Origin of the sequence: Prosthecobacter debontii (assembly GCF_900167535.1) — a bacterium.
In the GTDB taxonomy this organism is placed as follows: Bacteria; Verrucomicrobiota; Verrucomicrobiia; order Verrucomicrobiales; family Verrucomicrobiaceae; genus Prosthecobacter; species Prosthecobacter debontii.
Genome location: NZ_FUYE01000005.1, coordinates 188,055 through 204,918, shown reverse-complemented (window position 1 = coordinate 204,918; position 16,864 = coordinate 188,055). Strand labels below are relative to the sequence as shown.

Below are 16,864 nucleotides of genomic sequence, written 5' to 3'. Positions count from 1 at the left end.
TAATAATTACCGAGAGGTGAGTTAGCGCAATGAAGATGTGCCAATGAACAGTTCTTTTGGGAAGGAGAATGGCTCATCGATTTCCCCTCTCGTTTCCTCAGATGAGCACAGCTGCCACCACGCGTAAACAACTCCAATCACTGAAAAATCAAGAAAATTGAAAAAAATAGTGTGCAGCCAGGAATATTTTAGATTATTTAAGATATCTGAATAATCAAAGATTTCTCATAAACCCATGAAATCTGCTCTCGCTCCCTTTCTTCTGGCCCTCGTGTGCCTAGCCACGAATGCCCGCGCGCAGTATCCCGGTGCCCCTTCTTACCCAGGTGCCACAGGGAGTTATGGTGCCCCCCCTGCGGGCGCAGGGCTCTATGGAAGTCCTAGTTATGGAAACACGGGCGGTTACACCGCCATGTCTCCCTCTCTGCCAGCTCCTCAAATGGGCTCGCCTTACGCGGGGCCGACCATGATGGACCCCTCGGCACCTCCGCCACCAGGAACCTACAACTTCCAGCAGCCCTCCACCCAAAACTCTTGGGGTGGCATCCAGCAAAGCATGGCGGGCAGCAATATGCTGCACTATCGCTATTTGGAAGCAGGTTATCGTTATGTCGATCCTCAAGGGGGGGAACTGGATGGCAGTCATGGTTTAGGCGTCACTCTGTCCATCGATTTGCCGACTATTTTCTTCCTCAAGGGGACCATCAACTGGAGCAGCGGCACGGGTAAGAAAAATGTCCGTGGGGCGACTGAAGCTGACTACGATCTGGCAGTCATCACCGTCGGTGGTGGGGCTTACATGGCGGTCACTCCCAAGCTTCACTTCGTGGGTGAGATCGGTCTCGTCTATGCGAACCTGAGTTCTTCAGGCAGCAATATCAGCTACTCGGATGCGGGCATTTACGTCCGTCCGAGCCTGCGTTATCAACTGGTCGATTGGCTTGAGCTGCAAGCTGGTGTCACGGTCAGCAGTGCGGACGATTACGACAGCAAGGTCGTCGATTTCGGAGCCTACTTCCGCGTCTTCCCGCAAGTGGATATGAACCTGGGTATGGACCTGGGCGACGAAACCCGGACCATCCGTGCCGGAGCCCGTATGCGCTGGTAGCAGGCCCGCACTTCTTCTTTCTCCCACCTCAAGACCTCCCTCGAAAGCGCCCTGGCAACAGGGCGCTTTTTCTTTTGGAGAGAGCTGATGTTTTGCTCATTCCATGGTGCTCAGGCCTTTTTCCAATCCATGCATCATCGGCTCGATGAAACGATAGTCTTGGGGCAATTCGATCCGGGCCAGCTCCCCCACCTCCGTGAAATAGATTCGGATCTCCTCCGTCTGAAACACCTGCCAGGTGACGATGTAGCAACGCCGCTTTTTACCTGCCAACTCCATGATGCCCTCCCGAGCGTGCAACGGAGATGCCTCTGCCACGGCCGACTGGGCCGTCCCTAGTTCCGCCAGCCATTCGAATCCGCCCCCGAAAGCGCCCTTCATGGCCATCATCGTCTTCATCATTTCGGTATTCATCACCACTTGCCCGCCCTTTTTGACCTCCACCTGAGGCAACTCGTCTCCCACTTTCCACTGGATGACAGCAAACAAATCCGCAGAGCCGGATTTCAACTCCAAGTCCAGGCTATGCCAGCGCTCGGCGTCCTCCAGCTCGGCGGTCAACCGGAAGTTCAGGTCTTGGTCCTTGGCATTCGGCACGGGAAAAGTCACCATGCCTGAAGCCAGAAGCGCATAGAGCACTTGAACCTGATCTTCGCCCCCATCCTTGCGAATCGTGAACGTCGTGTGACCGATCCGCTCCTTCTCGTGATAAAGATGCAGCGTGTTATTAAAGGCTGCTGCTTCACTCAGAAATAAGTCGAAGACAAAACGCGGCGGAACCACGGCAAACCGGGAATAATCTGGGAAGTAGGTGTCCCGGATGATCAACCCGGTCATCATTGCCCAGAACAAAACGATGAGTGCCGATAGAATGCGCCACAGCATGATCGCTATAGTGCCGTAAAGCCCCCCTGGTTGTAAAGATCAGGCGATAACCTTCTTCACCAAGTTTCCGGCAATACCCGTCAGCCGGACATCCAACCCCTGGAACTTCACTGTGAGACGTTTGTGATCAATCCCAAGTAAATGCAGCATGGTGGCGTGCAGGTCATGGACATGCACCACGTCCTCCACCGCACGATAGCCAAGTTCATCCGTAGCCCCATAGCTGAAGCCTGGCTTCACACCACCACCTGCCATGAACACATTGAAAGCTAAGATGTGGTGATCTCTTCCGGTCCCCTGCCCCATCGGCGTGCGGCCAAACTCGCCCCCCCAAAGAATGAGGGTGTCATCGAGCATGCCTCGCTGCTTCAAGTCCTTGATCAATGCGGCGGACGCCTGATCCACATCTTGAGCCGCCGCTTTCATCCCATCCACAATCCCGCCATGATGATCCCAGGCTCGGTGATAAAGCTGGATCATCCGCACCCCACGCTCAGCCATCCGGCGAGCTAACAGGCAATTCGATGCGAAACTCCCATCCCCAGGCTCCTTCACCCCGTAGAGATCCAGAATATGCTGAGGCTCACTTTTCAGATCCGTCAGCTCAGGCACGCTGGCCTGCATCTTAAAAGCCATCTCATATTGAGCGATCCGGGTCTGGATTTCTGGGTCTAGCTTTTCCTCGGCCAGCATCCCATTCAGTCGCTGAATCTCCTCCACCACCTGCCTTTGGGTGCTCTGGCAGACACCGTCAGGACTCCCCAGATAGTGCACCGGTTGCCCCTTCGCCTGAAACTGGATGCCCTGATATTTACTCGGCAAAATGCCTGCGGACCATTGCCGCGCGGAGACAGGCTGCTGCCCCGTTTTACCCGCTGAGGTCAGCACCACAAAGCCGGGCAGGTCACTCGTGTCACAGCCCAGCCCATAAAGCAGCCAGGACCCCATGCTGGGACGCCCTTTGATGATGCTGCCCGTATTCATGAAGGCATGAGCGGTATCATGATTGATCTGCTCCGTCTGCATGGACCGAATGATGCACAGATCATCCGCGACTCCGCCTAGGTTAGGAAACAATTCCGAAATCTCCTGTCCCGATTGCCCCCAACGCTTGAACTCACAAAAAGCCCCTCGTGCCTTCAACTCGGCCCCCTGAAGCTGGGCCAGCTGCTGCCCCTTCGTAAAAGACTCAGGGAAGGCTTGGCCATCCAATGCCTTCAACTGGGGCTTCCAATCGAATGTTTCGAGATGCGAGGGGCCGCCTGCCATGCATAGAAAGATTACCCGACGTGCTTTCACTGGCAGATGCGGCTTCAGCATGGCCCCCGCCACTCCCGCTTGAGCCTGAGAAACCAATCCCGCCAAGGCCATGCCACCCAATCCGTAGGCGGATTGAGACAAGAACGCGCGCCGGTTTACACTCAGCGCATGGGCCGTGGGATCGAAGGGAAACATGCGTCCTGACAAATACGTTCGAAACGTCCCGCTTTTGCGCCGCTGCTTAAAGAACTATCTCCGTCCCAATCTCTTTTTGACGATGCCCCAGATGCCATGTCGCTCCTCACGATTTAAACCAACAACTCCAATCACCACCAAACAAACCACCCCCAACCCTACGCCCGCCTGAAAAAGCTTCCAATAATTTGGCACGAGTAATGGTGAGGCCAACTGACTGTAACCCCAAGCGCAAAAAGCCATCACAAGCCCAATTCTCACGGCGGGCAGCCAGTAGGTCAGCGGTGATATCTGGACAATACGACCGACATAGTAACTCAAGAGAACGCCAAAAATGAGGATGTGATGAATCGCGATCAGCCACATGACTCCTGCGATTCCCCACCAAAAGGGCAACACGAAACTGCCCGCCGCAACAACCGCTGCACCCACAAAGCACCACCGCGTGAAGGCACCTAACTCCGCTGAGCTGGCGATGAGAGCTCTAGCCGGCCACTGAGCTAAATAGATCACCGTCGGCACGGCTAAAATATGCAGCAGCTGATGGCTCTCGACGAAAGCAGGCCCAAGCCACAGCTCAAGAAACGGGCGGCCTAAAATCAACAACCCCACGATGGCAGCAGAAGCCAAGCTGGCAGCGTAACGCAAAAGCCGTTGAATCCACTTTCGACGCTCTAGTAAGGCGTTTTCGCCGCCTTCCATTCGACTGAAGGCCGACAACCATTGTCCGCCAAAAAGCGCGCCCAAACTATCTTCAACCACACCAACGAGGCGCATGGCGATTGAATAAATGGGGATTGTTCCGACCCCTAGCGCCCAAGCAATGCCAAGCGGCGGCACCTGCCCCCGCAAAGTCGTGGCGAGAGCTCCGCTCAAAGATTGCAATGCATAGCGGAAAATCTCTGCACTTTCGTCCTTGTGCTCGTCCGGCGTGAGCCCTCTTTGACTTGGATAATACCTCCGCGCAGAAAACCGCTGCAAAGCCAACTCCAAAAGATCTCCGGCCAAATACATGAGCGTCAGCGCTAGGAAACCCGCACCTGCGTGAAGAACCGACCAAGCACCAACGGCTTGAACCAAAGTGCGCGCAATCGAGGCCCAAACCAATGATGTGTAAGCTAAGTGCCCCCGCAGCAAAGCTGCGGGTAGTCGGCACCAGATTCTGACCGAGGTGCCGAGGCCCAAAGTCACCACGATGCTAATCAAATCCTCCTTCCAAGCTTCAGCCCTAAAAAACCAAAGGCAGCCTGCGGTCAATAACAGGACACCCAGCAGGCAGGCCAAACCGAGTTTCCGATAAATTTTGCGAAGAGCCGAAATCGTGCCCTGCAATCGATTTTCATTCCCGGCACCCAAATAACGGGCCAAATACCTTGATCCAGCCAAAGTGATGCCAAAATCAATCAAGGCCAGATAACCGACGAGACTCATCGCCAAAAGCCAGAGTCCGTATTGCTCTTTGCCGAGACCACCAGCCATCCAAGGCGTCACCAAAAAAATGGCCGCCATTTTGAAGAAATGATCCAGCAGCATGGCTGCTGAACTGGTCATCATCGTGCGTGCAAGCTTCATTGGATAAATGATGAAGACTCAGTCCCCATCGGCCACTCGCTTACACTAGAGAATTGGCGCGGTGTAAACCGCGCTGATGTTGCGCTATATTTCGCTTTGCTGCAATCCGATGCCATAAGCGACCCCGGATCGACCAAGGAAGAATCGATACAAGTTTACTCTTCAAACTCTTGGTCTGGACCGGTGCCGAAGTTTGAGCGAGAGCCGTTTTGATCTCCTGCTTTTCAGAACCTGCCTCCCAGCGAACGACATAGTCTGGCTGCTGTACAGAGAGTTTCTCTGGAATCTCTGAAGAGATGCGTTGTGCCGCAATGAGCAGACAGGCTGGATGCTTCGAGAATATACCCAGTCTGCCGGGGCGCTGCACCTGCTCGGCATCCCAAATCCAATACTCCTTTTTATAAGTGCTCAATGCAAAAGCCATCATCTTCAGTTTGAAGCCATTCACTTCGGACAAAATTGTTCTAAAAACCTCGGGACTAAACTGATAAAATCCATGACCGCACCACATATTGGATGGAGTGATCGCCAAAAACCAACCTCCAGGCTTAACCATGCTCAGCGCATTCTTCAAAGCCGTAGGATAGTCAAAGACATGCTCAAGAGTCCCACCGTCAAAAACTACATCGAAGGCTAATTTAAGATGATCAGGAACCGGCTGGTTTAGATTATGAATGATCGAAGCACCCTCATAGTCTGATATGTCCATCGAATCGACTTTCTCTGCGCCGATGGCTTTGAATAGCTGCTCGCCAGCGCTCGCATCCTCAGCCCGCTTCGTGAATGAAGACAGCGTGTTGGTGCTGCGTGAAGTCGCTTCCCAATTCGCAACATCCCAAGGCTGAAGAATCACAGACTGCCTGCCAAGTGTCAGAACATGCTCCCAATTCTGTAAATTTTGCTGTTTAGCCCAGCAGAGAAGTTCGAAAGCGTCACGAGTGATTGCCATTGAGGGGGAGGAATAAATGCGTAATGCAGCATCGCAAGTCCTGTTCCTCATGTGATACACATGTCACTGAAAAAAAACTTGGGCACAAGTTTTTACAGAAGCTGTTGACGAGTTGCCATCCCGTGAATCTCTTGCCGTGAATTAATGGTCGAGGTAATGCATCCTCGGAGATCGTTTAAATCTTAGCTTTTCATGCCAGCGAACATCAAACTTTTCGACTCCTCCTTTTTAGGAAAACTGGCTTTTGAAGTCGAACTCGAACTCATTGACATTGGTTCCCGTGGCGGGCTCCTGGAAGATTTTTTACCCGTCGCTCCGTTCACAAACGCAATCGGGTTTGAGCCCGACACCCCCGAATGTGATCGCTTAAACTTAGTGGCCAAAAGCAATCGCGACGGATGGAAAAGCGAACGTCACTTCCCCGTCGCACTAGGAGAGACCGAGGGCAGCATTGATTTGCATTTGGCCAGCCAGCCAGGATGCTCGTCAACATTGTCGCCCAACATGGAGTTGCTAACTGAGTTAGGGCGGGATCATGACTTCCGCATCGTCAATTCGTTCTCCATGCAGGTAGAACCACTGGATGCTTTTTGCCAAAAGCAACAACTCCAAGATGCAGACTTCCTCAAAGTGGACGTTCAAGGCGGCGAGCTCGCGATCTTAAGAGGGGCCTCAAAAATGGTCAGTGAATGGTTGCTGGGGATTCGGGCCGAAGTCGAATTCGCGCAGCTTTATCACAATCAGCCTCAGTTCAGTGAGATGGAACTGCATCTTCGCCAACACGGATTCATCACTGCCGATTGGATCTTCCAACGTTATTGGAGATCTGCTCAAACCGCAGAGCATGAAGCGTACACTTCCCAGCAGATTCCCTACTCACGAGGAAGAATCGTTCACTCGGATGTCTTGTTTCTGAGAGATCATCGCTGGATCGTTCAACATCTCGAGAACCCCGAGAAAAAGCTCGCACGCCTTGCCCTCATCGCACTACTTTATCATCAGGTGGACTATGCACTCTGTGTTTTGAAATGCATCAAAAAGGGACCCATTGGAGATCTAGTGAACTCGGTGGACCTCAATCGCGAGTTAGACATAGCTTCCAAAGCTCTCTACCGACTTCACTTCCGCAAGAAGCTGAAAACATTGGTCCGGGATTTGCGCGAAACCGCTATTGGTCTTTTCAGGTGACATGGATTCACCGTCTGAATCTTCTCCCACAAGGGTTCTTCTGGTGACTCGGAATTTCTTCCCTGAATTGGGTGGAGCCTCCGAACGATTCCGGCGTTACATCCCGGGTTTACAAGCACGCAATGTCCTCTTGAAAGTGGTATGCACCACGAGAAATCCTGATTTACCAAGAGGCAAATGCGTTGAAGAAGGCATTGAGATCTATCGGGAATTCATCTCCGATCCCAACCCTTTATTTGCGGACTCAACTCTCAATCGCAAGACTTTACAGTTGATTCTCAACGACAGCGAAAAATTCGATGTCGTCCAATTTTTCGGCCTCCACCCGAGTTCCATTCCTTTCCTGAGGCAGCTCAAACGCTCGCGGACTAAGATCTTGCAGGTCATTACCATCATCGGTCTCAGGCATCAAGAAAACCAGGGCTTTTGGCTCAAGCGCTTTGCCAGAAAAATCAAACGGCGACTCACGGAAAGCTTTTGCGAGAAGATTGTCGTCAGCAGTCAAACGATGGCTGAAGAACGACTTCAAGAAGGAGCTGTTCCAGCGCAAATCCAAATCATCAGCAATGGGGTTGACCTCCATCGTTTTTCCATCGCGAGTCTCGAACAAAAACAAGAACGCAGGAAGGAACTTGGCATACCTCAAGACGCCATCGCTGTTTTATACCTGGGGGTTTTAACTCCCCGCAAACGAGTCGATTTGATCATCGCGGCCTTCCTCAAAACAAAAGCCGAAAATCCAAAGGCGATTTTATTCCTCGTCGGTCCAGTTGATCGGCCTACCATGCAAAATCAAGAGGAAGCCGCCCTTCAAAGCACCTATTATAACAAACTTTTATCGCTGGCTGGGCAGGAACTTAATCGTAGCATCTTCTTTTCAGGGGAGACCAAGTCCCCAGAAGCGTGGTTTCAAGCGGTGGATGTTTTTACCTTCGCTTCTGTGAATGAAGGACTTGGAAACGTGCTGCTCGAAGCCATGGCGTGCGGAGTCCCCGTCGTCACGACAGATTTCATCGGCCGCGCCCAAGAGCTTGGACAGCCTACCAAAGACTATCTGCTAACGGAAGAAACGGCCGAAGCCTTATCCCGAAGCTTGAGTCGAGTGTGCAGCGAACCTCAACTTAGACAAAGCTTGGCGACGTCAGCACTCGCTCATGTAAGACAACATCACGATCTTCAAAAGACTCTCGACCAATACGCAGATCTTTATCATCGACTCGCAAATCGCGACTAAATTAAAATCACTCAACCAAACAACTGAGTCAGAGGCTGTCCTTTATCCGCCACTGTGAAGGGCCTTTTGGTCGGTGAGTAGATGACTTGATCCAAAGGCAGCCCCAAGGCATAACCAATGGTTGCGTTAAGATCTGGGGGCGAGACTTTATCGGCCACCACCTGGGCTCCATCTTTATCTGTGGCACCATATTTCTGTCCTCCCTGAATCCCGCCACCGATCAAGACGCTGCTGAAGACGGGGTAATGATCACGACCTTGGTTCTGATTGATCTTGGGGGTGCGGCCAAATTCAGAGCTGACGACGATCATCGTGCTCTCCAAAAGACCACGGGCTTGTAAATCGGCTACCAAAGCACTGAGCGCGATATCCAACACGTCACAGAGACGTGGCGTGTTGATGAAGTTGGCCGTATGGGTATCCCAGCTTCCTAGCGACACTTCGATGAAGCGCACACCATGCTCCACCAAGCGGCGGGCGAGCAGGCACCCTTGACCGAAAGTCTCCTTGCCATAGGCTTGACGCACCGCATCACTTTCCTGGGTCAGGTCAAAAGCTCGTAAATCATCGCTCTTCATCAGACGCACGGCATCATCATACATGTCAGCATAGGCTTTCACGCCGCGAGTCGCCCATTCGGCTTGGAACTCCACATCCATGGCCGAGGCCAGATCTCGCCGCATGGCAAAGCGGTCCTCGCTGACTCCTTTCGGCGGACGCACGTTTTGCAGACCCGCCTCGGGATTATTCACCATCAGCGGGCCATGCTTTTTCGGGAAAAAGCCAGCGCCAGGGTGACGGCTATCATTGCCGATGTAAACGTAGGGCGGCAGAGAGGGATTTCCCGCTCCCTGATAGAAACTCAGCCACGCTCCCATACCCGGGTGCTTGATCGTGCCGCGCAAACCAAAGCTGGTGTGCATGTAGTAGTTGGCCTGTTCATGAGCCCCCGTATTGGTGGCCACCGAGTTAATCACGCAAGCATGATGCATCTGCGTGGCCATGCGAGGCAGATACTCACCGATCAAGACGCCATCCGCACTGGTTTTGATAGTCTTCGTGGCCCCCATCACCTCCTTGTTCTCAGGCTTCGGATCCCAAGTATCCAGATGGCTCTGTCCGCCTGTCATGTAGAGATAGATCACGCTGCGTGCGGTCGGCACCTGACGCGCCGTCGCAGCGCCTTGCCCGGCAGCCAGTGCCTTGCCACTGAAAAAGTGCTCACCCGCGGGGAGCAAACCGACACCTAACAACGATTTAGCAGCGCCAGTCATGAAACGGCGGCGATCAAGCTCACAGCGCAAGGAAGAGGAGGCATTCATATTCATCGTTTTTGAAAAGATTGAGTGAGAGAAAATCGTCTCGGGTGACTTTGAAACGCCGACTATTTCACAAACAAAAATTGCTGAGTGCTCAAGGCTGCAAGGGCCACATCTTCCCATCGGGTTTGGCGGCCGGCGTAACTTTCCAGGCGCTGACTCATCACATCCCGCTCATGCTCCGTAGGCAGACGCGAGAAGATGGAGAGATAGAGCACCTCCAGCTTTTCCTCGTCAGTCTTGGCTTGTCGCAAGTTCATAGAGAGCACGGACCAGCCACCAGTGATCTGCGAGACGAGACTGCTGTTCATCATGGCAAGAGCCTGAGGCACCGAGGCCTCATCACTGGAGTTTTCGATGACATCTCGGTCCGACTGACCATACTCGCGCAGGAAATGTCCACGGGGTGCGGGTGAGGTCAGCTCGGCGGCGCGACTCCATGTTTGATGCAGATTCTTGCGGTAAGTCACATAGCTCTTCAGCGTCTTCTGATCCTGGATGCCTAACCGTTTCGCATCCGCTTGGACCTGCTGCAGATCCATCACTTCGCCAGGCATATCGCTGGCATCGACTCGCGCACTCTCCATGAGGCTCATCATGGCCATCTCCATCGGCCCATCTCCACCTACTTCGGCCAGCTTTGCCTGCACTTCCTTGTTGTTGGACTTCTGGGCAGCTTCATAAAAACAACGGGAGACCGTCTGCCTCAGGATACGTTGACTTTCCCCTAACCGGCGTTGGATCTCCTTGGCCTTGTCTTTGTCTTCTTGAGCACGCGCCACATCCAGTTCTTTGCGTAATTGATCAAACTCCTTGTTCTGCTCACGCATGGCCACAGCCACTCGTTCCGAGGCCTCGAAGAGTAAGGGGGCTTCCGTCAGATCCAGCAGACCTGCAAGTTGACGACGATTATCGAGCTCACGTTTCTCCCGCTCACGCGCGGTCCAGTTGATGGAATCAGGCTCTGGGTTCACGAGAGTCACTAGCGAATCCCAAGCCTGCTCGGCTGACATGCGGCGAAACACAGGCCCTTGAAAATAGCACGGCTCACCCATGCCCACTTCGGGGAGGCTCACTCGGGCGAAGGTCTGGGTCGTCAACAGCATCTTGAGGAAGGCCTTCATGTCATACTTCATGGACACCATTTGCCGCTCCAAGAACGCTTCCAGCTCAGGATTGGCAGCCACACTGCCATCCATCAACTCATCGAGCGGCTCGATCAGCCCCAGCCCAAACACCTTCTTCCACAGACGGTTCACAATCACGGTGGTGAAGCGTGGGTTGTCACGAGCGGTGAGCCAGGCGCTGAAGACCTTGGCCTGATTGGCATCCTTGGTTAGGCTCACCGGTTTACCAAACATCACCGAGGCCTGCACCACATCCTTGGGCTTAGCATCAGGATACTTGTAGTCATGAGGCAGACGCAGAGCTGCTTTGTTTTGTTTGACCCAAGTATCACGCAGGGGGCGTGTTACCTCCGTGATGGCCTGGCGCATGAGATCCTGAGTTTCTTTATCGAGGGACTTGTCCTGTCGGATCAGTTTTTGAACCTCCTCCGCTCCAGGCGAACGGTAGGCGGATGCCGTCATGTTATGGGTGAAAGCCGCCATCTCGTAGAACTGCTTCTGCGTCCATTTATCAAAGGGATGGTCATGGCACTGAGCACACTCCATGCGCGTGCCCAGAAAGATGCGGGTGGTGTTGGAGAGATTATCCAACGGCATGCCCCGGTCACGCATGTAGTAGCCAATAGCGCCGTTTTCAAAGCAAGCCCCTTCACTGCTCACCAGTTCACGTGCCAGTTGGTCATACGGTTTGTTATCCCGCAAAGCTTGCCGCAGGTAGTTGAGGTAGTTCTGAGCCGTGGTACTATCTGCCACGCCCTGACTCTGGGCCCGGAAGACATCCGCCCAGTAGTTGAAGAAGTGATGCACATAACCCTCGGAGGCGAGTAAGGAATCTATCAGCTTTTCGCGTTTCGTCGGCTCTTGCCAGGCTAGAAAGCTGCGCGCCTCATCCAGCGTCGGGATGCGGCCCACCACGGTCAGATAAGCCCGGCGTAGGAAGACCTCATCCCCTACCGGAGCGTGTGGCTGCAGATGATGTTTCTCCCAGCCTCGGGCCAACAATTCATCAATCCGTCTTGTCGCCGCCGTCATCTCTGCCGCAGGCAGAGAAGTCGTGAGGAGGGTCAAGCCTGGGAGCAAAGTAAGCAGGAAAGCTTTCATGAGGAAACCAACGCCCTCCCTCCAATCCTCATGTCAGCCCACCTCTGCTTTCCCAAACCGAGCCTAACTAATGACAATTTTGGTGCAAGATGGATCAAGAGCGAACTTCGACAGCCTATGCCAATCGAAACAAAGGCCCCCGAATAATACTTTTTCTTTTTAACTCACTCCCCGTGTTCAAATCTTAAGCATATGAATACACCATCAAAGAACTCACAAACAAACTCTATCTATTGATAAAGGTTACCTTCATTGATGAAAACGACTTCAGTGTCTATTCTCGGCTCTCCCCCCATTCCCCCGCTTGAGTCACCATTCTCCATCCCTATCGACCACTGGTCCTACGGATGGTCAGGCTTCAGAAGTAGCGCCGCAGAAGACATCATCCAAACTGGCTCTGATTATTCGTCAATTTTATCCGCACCTTACGGGAGTTGTAACGCAATATCGCCAACTTGGTCCCGAGCTGCAGAAACATGGCATACAAATGTGTGTCCATACGGCACAAACATCCCTTGCTCCAGAGCCTGAAACGCAACTGGACAGCATCACGATCCACCGCTCTGAAATCAAGCCCCGCCCCGCAGCACTCATGTCCCCGGGCGAACTCGATGAGAATATCACCCAAGCCGCCCTGTCCTTGTGGGAAAGCAAAGGCGATTATCCGCATACGGTCATTGTTTTTGGGTTCACCTGGAAATTAGCCCGCTACTACTGGCTTTTTAAAAAAAGAGGCATCCGACTTATTTTAGCCCTCACAATATTCCCAGAATTTGAGGAAAACCTGCCACGTTGGTTCGGTAAGCTAAAATGGCAGATGCGAACCATCTTACTCACTCAGCTCTTCGATGGACTCACGGTCTATTCCAGTGCCTTCGTGAGACTTTATCGAGGCTTGGGCATCTCTTCTCGTAAGCTCCACATCATTCCCTTCCCGGTTGATGACGGCCGCTTCAGACCTGCGGAAGACGATGAGAAGCGTCTCTTGCGCAAAACGCTAGGCTTCGGTGATCTTGACGGCCCAATCATCGTTTTTATGGGCAGTGTCATCTCTCGAAAAGGGGCCGATTTGCTATTGGCGGCATGGCTGCTCATTGAAAAAAACTACCCGACAGCCACCTTGATTTTTGTCGGACCTTATGGCCCACGGGAGACTCATCTGACGGCTTCCCTGCGGCGTGAGCAAGAGCACTTTCAGCGTGGTTTCCAAGGCCTCCTCGATCAATTGTCCACGCCCCAATCCGTTCGGATCACAGGAGCTGTCGATAATCCGGAAGACTACTTTCGCATGGCTGACATCTTCGCTTTCCCATCGCGCTTAGAGGGCTTGGGAGGCGTCATCCCCGAAGCCATGGCGTGCGGACTTCCATGTGTGCTCACTCGTTTCGAAGGCTTTCCTGAAACCGAATTTGGCAAGCCTGGAGAGCATTTTTTAGAAGCTGACTTTACCCCGAAATCCATCGCCAAAGCCATTCAAACGCTTTTGGATTCTTCCAGTGAACGTGCCCGCGTGGGTGAAAATGGACGTTCAAATGCTTTGCGAGTTTTCGGCCTCCCTCATGTCGCCCAAAAGCTCGCCTACCTTTGTAGGCCCACCTAAGTTTTAAACGCCGGGTCGAGATGCTTTCGAGCTTCTCATCCTCTCTGCGGCTCACCCGGGGCAGTCTTTTCCACCGAGGCGGACAAGCAAGAAGCTCCAGTCCCTGAGAATGCAGTTGCTTTTTTCAGAGCTAATTTCCCGGATGCGGAATGAAAGGTTCTCCGGCATTCTCAGCGCCCCCGCAATCACCTGTAGGACTTGATCTGCGTCATTCACGCAAGCGCCATTTTGAGCCAGCCATGAGCCACACTGAAATGCCTTTAAAACATTGGTTTCCAAATCCATACAACAAAAACCGCCCTGAACTCAGCCCCGAAATGCAAAAGCTAGACAAAAAGCATCAAAGGACGACAAAACGGAACATGGGCAGGGTGCGGTTTTCTTATCGCCAAGCCGCAGATCAATGCCTCTGAAGCATTTCCACTTCACCCCTCGCGCATTCTCGCTAGCCTCACTTTTGAATGTCCAAACGTCTTTTCCTCCTCGATGGCATGGCGCTGCTATATCGCGCGCACTTTGCTTTCATCAAAAACCCCATCCGCACCAGTGATGGGCTGAATACCTCGGCGCTCTACGGGTTCACCAATACCCTCCTGGACATCCTGAAAAACCAGCAGCCGACTCACCTGGCGGTGGTGCTGGATACCTCGGCCCCGACTCCGCGCCATGAGATCTTTCCCGAATACAAGGCCCAGCGTGAGGAGATGCCGGAGGACCTAGCCAACGCCATCCCGCAGATCCACCGACTCTGCGCGGCGATGAACATTCCACTGTTGACGCGCGATGGTTATGAGGCGGATGACATCATCGGCATCCTGGCCAAGCGGTCGGAGGAGGAAAAGGGTTATGAAACCTACATGGTGACGCCGGATAAGGACTTCGGTCAACTCGTATCCGAGACAGTGAAGATCTACAAACCCGGCCGCCAGGGCAGCGATGTGGAGATCCTCGGGGTCAAAGAGGTGTGCGAGCGCTGGGGCATCGATCGCCCGGAGCAGGTGGTGGATGTGCTGGCACTGATGGGCGACGCCGTGGATAACATCCCGGGCATCCCGGGCTTTGGCGAGAAGACGGCCACGAGCCTGATCAAGCAATTCGGCAGCCTGGAGAATCTGCTGGCCAATGTGGGCCAACTGAAGGGCAAGCAGAAGGAGAAGGTGGAACTGCATCAAGATAAGGCGCTGCTCTCCCGCGAGCTGGCCACGATCATGCACGTGGCCCCGCTCGAGGTGGAACTGGAGAGCCTCGTTGTGCGTGGTCACGATGATGAGGCCCTGAAGGGATTGTTCACCGAGTTCGAGTTCAATGCCCTGGGGCGTCGCCTGTTCGGGGATGAATTCAAGGCGGGGCGTGGCAGGCAGCTTGCCAAGGAGGCAACACCTGCACCGACGGGGGAGCTTTTCGCAACCGAAGAGGTGGCTTCACAGCCCCCTACCCTGCTGCGTAGCATCGCCGATACCGAGCACGTCTATCATCAGGTCCACACCGCCAGTGAACGAGCAGCATTGATCGCACAGCTTGCGAAGCAGCCCCGGTTCTGCTTTGACCTGGAAACGACGTCTCTCGACCCACGCGATACGGAGATCGTCGGCATTGCGTTTTCCTGGCAAGCTCATGAGGGTTGGTTTGTTTTCTTTCCTCGCGACCAAGGGGAATCCGCTAAAGTGCTGGAAGAGTTCCGCGGGGTGTTGACGAAGACTCAAACCGAAAAGATCGGGCATAACATCAAGTTTGACCTGAGCGTCCTCCTGGCCAAGGGGCTGGAGGTCAAAGGACCGTTCTTTGACACCATGCTGGCGCATTCCCTGATTGAACCCGATCAGCGCCACAGCATGGACTATCTCTCCGAGTCAGTGCTCGGTTACACGCCGGTCTCGATCACCACACTGATCGGCACCGAGAAGAATGATCTCTTCAGCCAAAGCACCATGGCCGATGTGGCGGAAGCAGATCCGACGAAGATCGCCGACTACGCGGCAGAGGATGCCGATGTCACTTGGCAGCTCGCCGAGAAGCTACGTCCTCTGCTGCCTAACCACGGCGCGGAACGTGTCTTCTATGAGATCGAGTGCCCGCTGCTGCCCGTGCTGGTGCGCATGGAGCATGAAGGGGTCAAAGTGGACGTGCAGGCGCTGCGGGAGTTTGGTCTGGAACTTGAGAAGCGAGCGGGTGAGATGAACCGTCGCATCCAGGAGTATGCGGGAGGCCCCTTTAACCTGAACAGCCCGAAACAACTCGGTGAGGTCCTGTTTGAAAAACTCAAGCTGTTGGAGAAACCCAAGAAGACGGCCACCGGCCAATACCAGACGAACGAACAGGTGCTGCAATCCCTCATGGGGCTGCATCCGATCATCGCGGACATCTTAGAATACCGCGAGGTAACCAAGCTGAAGAACACCTATGTGGATGCGCTGCCAAGCAGTGTGTCTAAGGCCGATGGCCGAGTGCACACCACCTTCCATCAGCTCATGGCGGCGACAGGACGCATGGCTTCCAGCAATCCGAACCTGCAGAACATCCCCATCCGCTCTGACTCCGGCAAAGAGATCCGTAAAGCTTTTGTGTCCGGTCGCGAGGGCTGGGTGCTGCTGAGTGCTGACTACAGCCAGATCGAGCTGCGCGTGATGGCGGCCCTCAGTGATGACAAGGCCATGATCGAAGCCTTCCAAAACGGCCAAGACATTCACCAAGCCACCGCAGCACGCGTCTATAGCGTACCTCTGGATGGCGTGCTGCCTGAGATGCGACGCACGGCTAAGATGGTGAACTTTGGCATCATTTATGGCATCAGCGCTTTTGGTTTGTCTCAACGGCTCGGCATCCCCAGAGGCGAGGCCGCCACGATCATTGACAATTACTTCAAGCAATTCCCCGGCATCCATGGCTACATGGGCCAGATCGTCCAGGATGCGAAACGCTATGGCTATGTGGAAACCATCACCGGACGCCGCCGCGTGATCCGTGACATCGCCAGCGGCAATGCCAGTGTGCGTGGTGGTGCGGAACGCATGGCCATGAACACCCCCATCCAAGGCACCGCGGCGGATATGATCAAGCTGGCGATGATCAACGTCGATAAAGCCCTCACCGAAGCCGGTCTCCAAACCCGCATGCTTTTGCAGGTGCATGACGAACTCCTCTTCGAAGTCCCTCAGGACGAGGTGGAAACGGCGAAGACGATCATCTTGAAAGAGATGAGTGAAGCCCTCTCGCTCGGTGATGTGCCGGTCGAAGTAGAGGCCGGCACCGGCATCAACTGGCTGGAAGCGCATTGATTTTCTCGACATCGCTTGGCTTTGCTCACGCTGGTTTGCCTCATCCTCGTC

The 16,864-nt window shown here is 53.8% G+C and carries 11 protein-coding genes; 5 read left to right on the top strand and 6 right to left on the bottom strand.

Translation table 11 applies throughout. From position 1 onward, the window contains the following. Nucleotides 1-235 precede the first annotated feature (235 nt). A complete protein-coding gene (locus B5D61_RS09460; RefSeq protein ID WP_078813098.1) occupies nucleotides 236-1,108 on the top strand; it encodes a hypothetical protein in 873 nt (290 codons plus the stop codon). Nucleotides 1,109-1,204: 96 nt separating this feature from the next. Here B5D61_RS09460 and B5D61_RS09455 read toward each other — a convergent pair whose 3' ends face one another. The 4 genes from B5D61_RS09455 to B5D61_RS09440 form a co-directional block, all read right to left on the bottom strand. Beyond that, on the bottom strand, nucleotides 1,205-1,993 hold the full coding sequence (locus B5D61_RS09455) for a hypothetical protein (protein ID WP_078813097.1): 789 nt from the start codon (nucleotides 1,991-1,993) through the stop codon (nucleotides 1,205-1,207). Between the two features lie 39 nt (nucleotides 1,994-2,032). Further along, on the bottom strand, nucleotides 2,033-3,448 hold the full coding sequence (locus B5D61_RS09450; protein WP_078813096.1) for a DUF1501 domain-containing protein: 1,416 nt from the start codon (nucleotides 3,446-3,448) through the stop codon (nucleotides 2,033-2,035). Between the two features lie 54 nt (nucleotides 3,449-3,502). After that, entirely contained in the window at nucleotides 3,503-4,981 is a 1,479-nt protein-coding gene (locus B5D61_RS09445) for a lipopolysaccharide biosynthesis protein (RefSeq protein ID WP_176159326.1), read from the bottom strand. Between the two features lie 79 nt (nucleotides 4,982-5,060). Next, nucleotides 5,061-5,969 carry a class I SAM-dependent methyltransferase gene (locus tag B5D61_RS09440; protein WP_078813094.1) on the bottom strand — a complete coding sequence of 303 codons (909 nt, stop codon included), beginning with the start codon at nucleotides 5,967-5,969 and terminating at the stop codon, nucleotides 5,061-5,063. A 192-nt stretch (nucleotides 5,970-6,161) separates the two neighbouring features. Here B5D61_RS09440 and B5D61_RS09435 point away from each other — a divergent pair, with 192 nt between their 5' ends. Together B5D61_RS09435 and B5D61_RS09430 are read left to right on the top strand one after the other, a co-directional pair. Further along, the gene (locus tag B5D61_RS09435; protein ID WP_078813093.1) at nucleotides 6,162-7,157 is read left to right on the top strand and encodes an FkbM family methyltransferase; all 996 of its coding nucleotides are present in this window, start codon (nucleotides 6,162-6,164) and stop codon (nucleotides 7,155-7,157) included. A 1-nt stretch (nucleotide 7,158) separates the two neighbouring features. Beyond that, the gene (locus B5D61_RS09430; protein ID WP_078813092.1) at nucleotides 7,159-8,391 is read left to right on the top strand and encodes a glycosyltransferase family 4 protein; all 1,233 of its coding nucleotides are present in this window, start codon (nucleotides 7,159-7,161) and stop codon (nucleotides 8,389-8,391) included. An 11-nt stretch (nucleotides 8,392-8,402) separates the two neighbouring features. On the opposite strand, the gene B5D61_RS09425 is transcribed toward B5D61_RS09430, so the two are convergent. Both B5D61_RS09425 and B5D61_RS09420 read right to left on the bottom strand, forming a co-directional pair. Continuing rightward, on the bottom strand, nucleotides 8,403-9,713 hold the full coding sequence (locus B5D61_RS09425; RefSeq protein WP_078813091.1) for a DUF1501 domain-containing protein: 1,311 nt from the start codon (nucleotides 9,711-9,713) through the stop codon (nucleotides 8,403-8,405). A gap of 62 nt (nucleotides 9,714-9,775) precedes the next feature. Then, nucleotides 9,776-11,938, bottom strand: a complete 2,163-nt coding sequence (locus tag B5D61_RS09420) for a DUF1549 domain-containing protein (protein ID WP_078813090.1) — start codon at nucleotides 11,936-11,938, stop codon at nucleotides 9,776-9,778. A 304-nt stretch (nucleotides 11,939-12,242) separates the two neighbouring features. Here B5D61_RS09420 and B5D61_RS09415 point away from each other — a divergent pair, with 304 nt between their 5' ends. Then, the gene (locus B5D61_RS09415) at nucleotides 12,243-13,538 is read left to right on the top strand and encodes a glycosyltransferase (protein ID WP_078813089.1); all 1,296 of its coding nucleotides are present in this window, start codon (nucleotides 12,243-12,245) and stop codon (nucleotides 13,536-13,538) included. 461 nt (nucleotides 13,539-13,999) lie between these two features. Further along, the gene (polA, locus tag B5D61_RS09405) at nucleotides 14,000-16,813 is read left to right on the top strand and encodes a DNA polymerase I (protein ID WP_078813087.1); all 2,814 of its coding nucleotides are present in this window, start codon (nucleotides 14,000-14,002) and stop codon (nucleotides 16,811-16,813) included. The last annotated feature ends 51 nt before the right edge of the window (nucleotides 16,814-16,864 follow it).

Bases quoted from the DNA above. Each gene is read 5' to 3' on its own strand.
- B5D61_RS09430 (WP_078813092.1), top strand. From the start codon at position 7,159: ATGGATTCACCGTCTGAATCTTCTCCCACAAGGGTTCTTCTGGTGACT.
- polA (WP_078813087.1), top strand. From the start codon at position 14,000: ATGTCCAAACGTCTTTTCCTCCTCGATGGCATGGCGCTGCTATATCGC.
- B5D61_RS09420 (WP_078813090.1), bottom strand. From the start codon at position 11,938: ATGAAAGCTTTCCTGCTTACTTTGCTCCCAGGCTTGACCCTCCTCACG.
- B5D61_RS09445 (WP_176159326.1), bottom strand. From the start codon at position 4,981: ATGCTGCTGGATCATTTCTTCAAAATGGCGGCCATTTTTTTGGTGACG.
- B5D61_RS09460 (WP_078813098.1), top strand. From the start codon at position 236: ATGAAATCTGCTCTCGCTCCCTTTCTTCTGGCCCTCGTGTGCCTAGCC.
- B5D61_RS09435 (WP_078813093.1), top strand. From the start codon at position 6,162: ATGCCAGCGAACATCAAACTTTTCGACTCCTCCTTTTTAGGAAAACTG.
- B5D61_RS09455 (WP_078813097.1), bottom strand. From the start codon at position 1,993: ATGCTGTGGCGCATTCTATCGGCACTCATCGTTTTGTTCTGGGCAATG.
- B5D61_RS09440 (WP_078813094.1), bottom strand. From the start codon at position 5,969: ATGGCAATCACTCGTGACGCTTTCGAACTTCTCTGCTGGGCTAAACAG.
- B5D61_RS09425 (WP_078813091.1), bottom strand. From the start codon at position 9,713: ATGAATGCCTCCTCTTCCTTGCGCTGTGAGCTTGATCGCCGCCGTTTC.
- B5D61_RS09450 (WP_078813096.1), bottom strand. From the start codon at position 3,448: ATGTTTCCCTTCGATCCCACGGCCCATGCGCTGAGTGTAAACCGGCGC.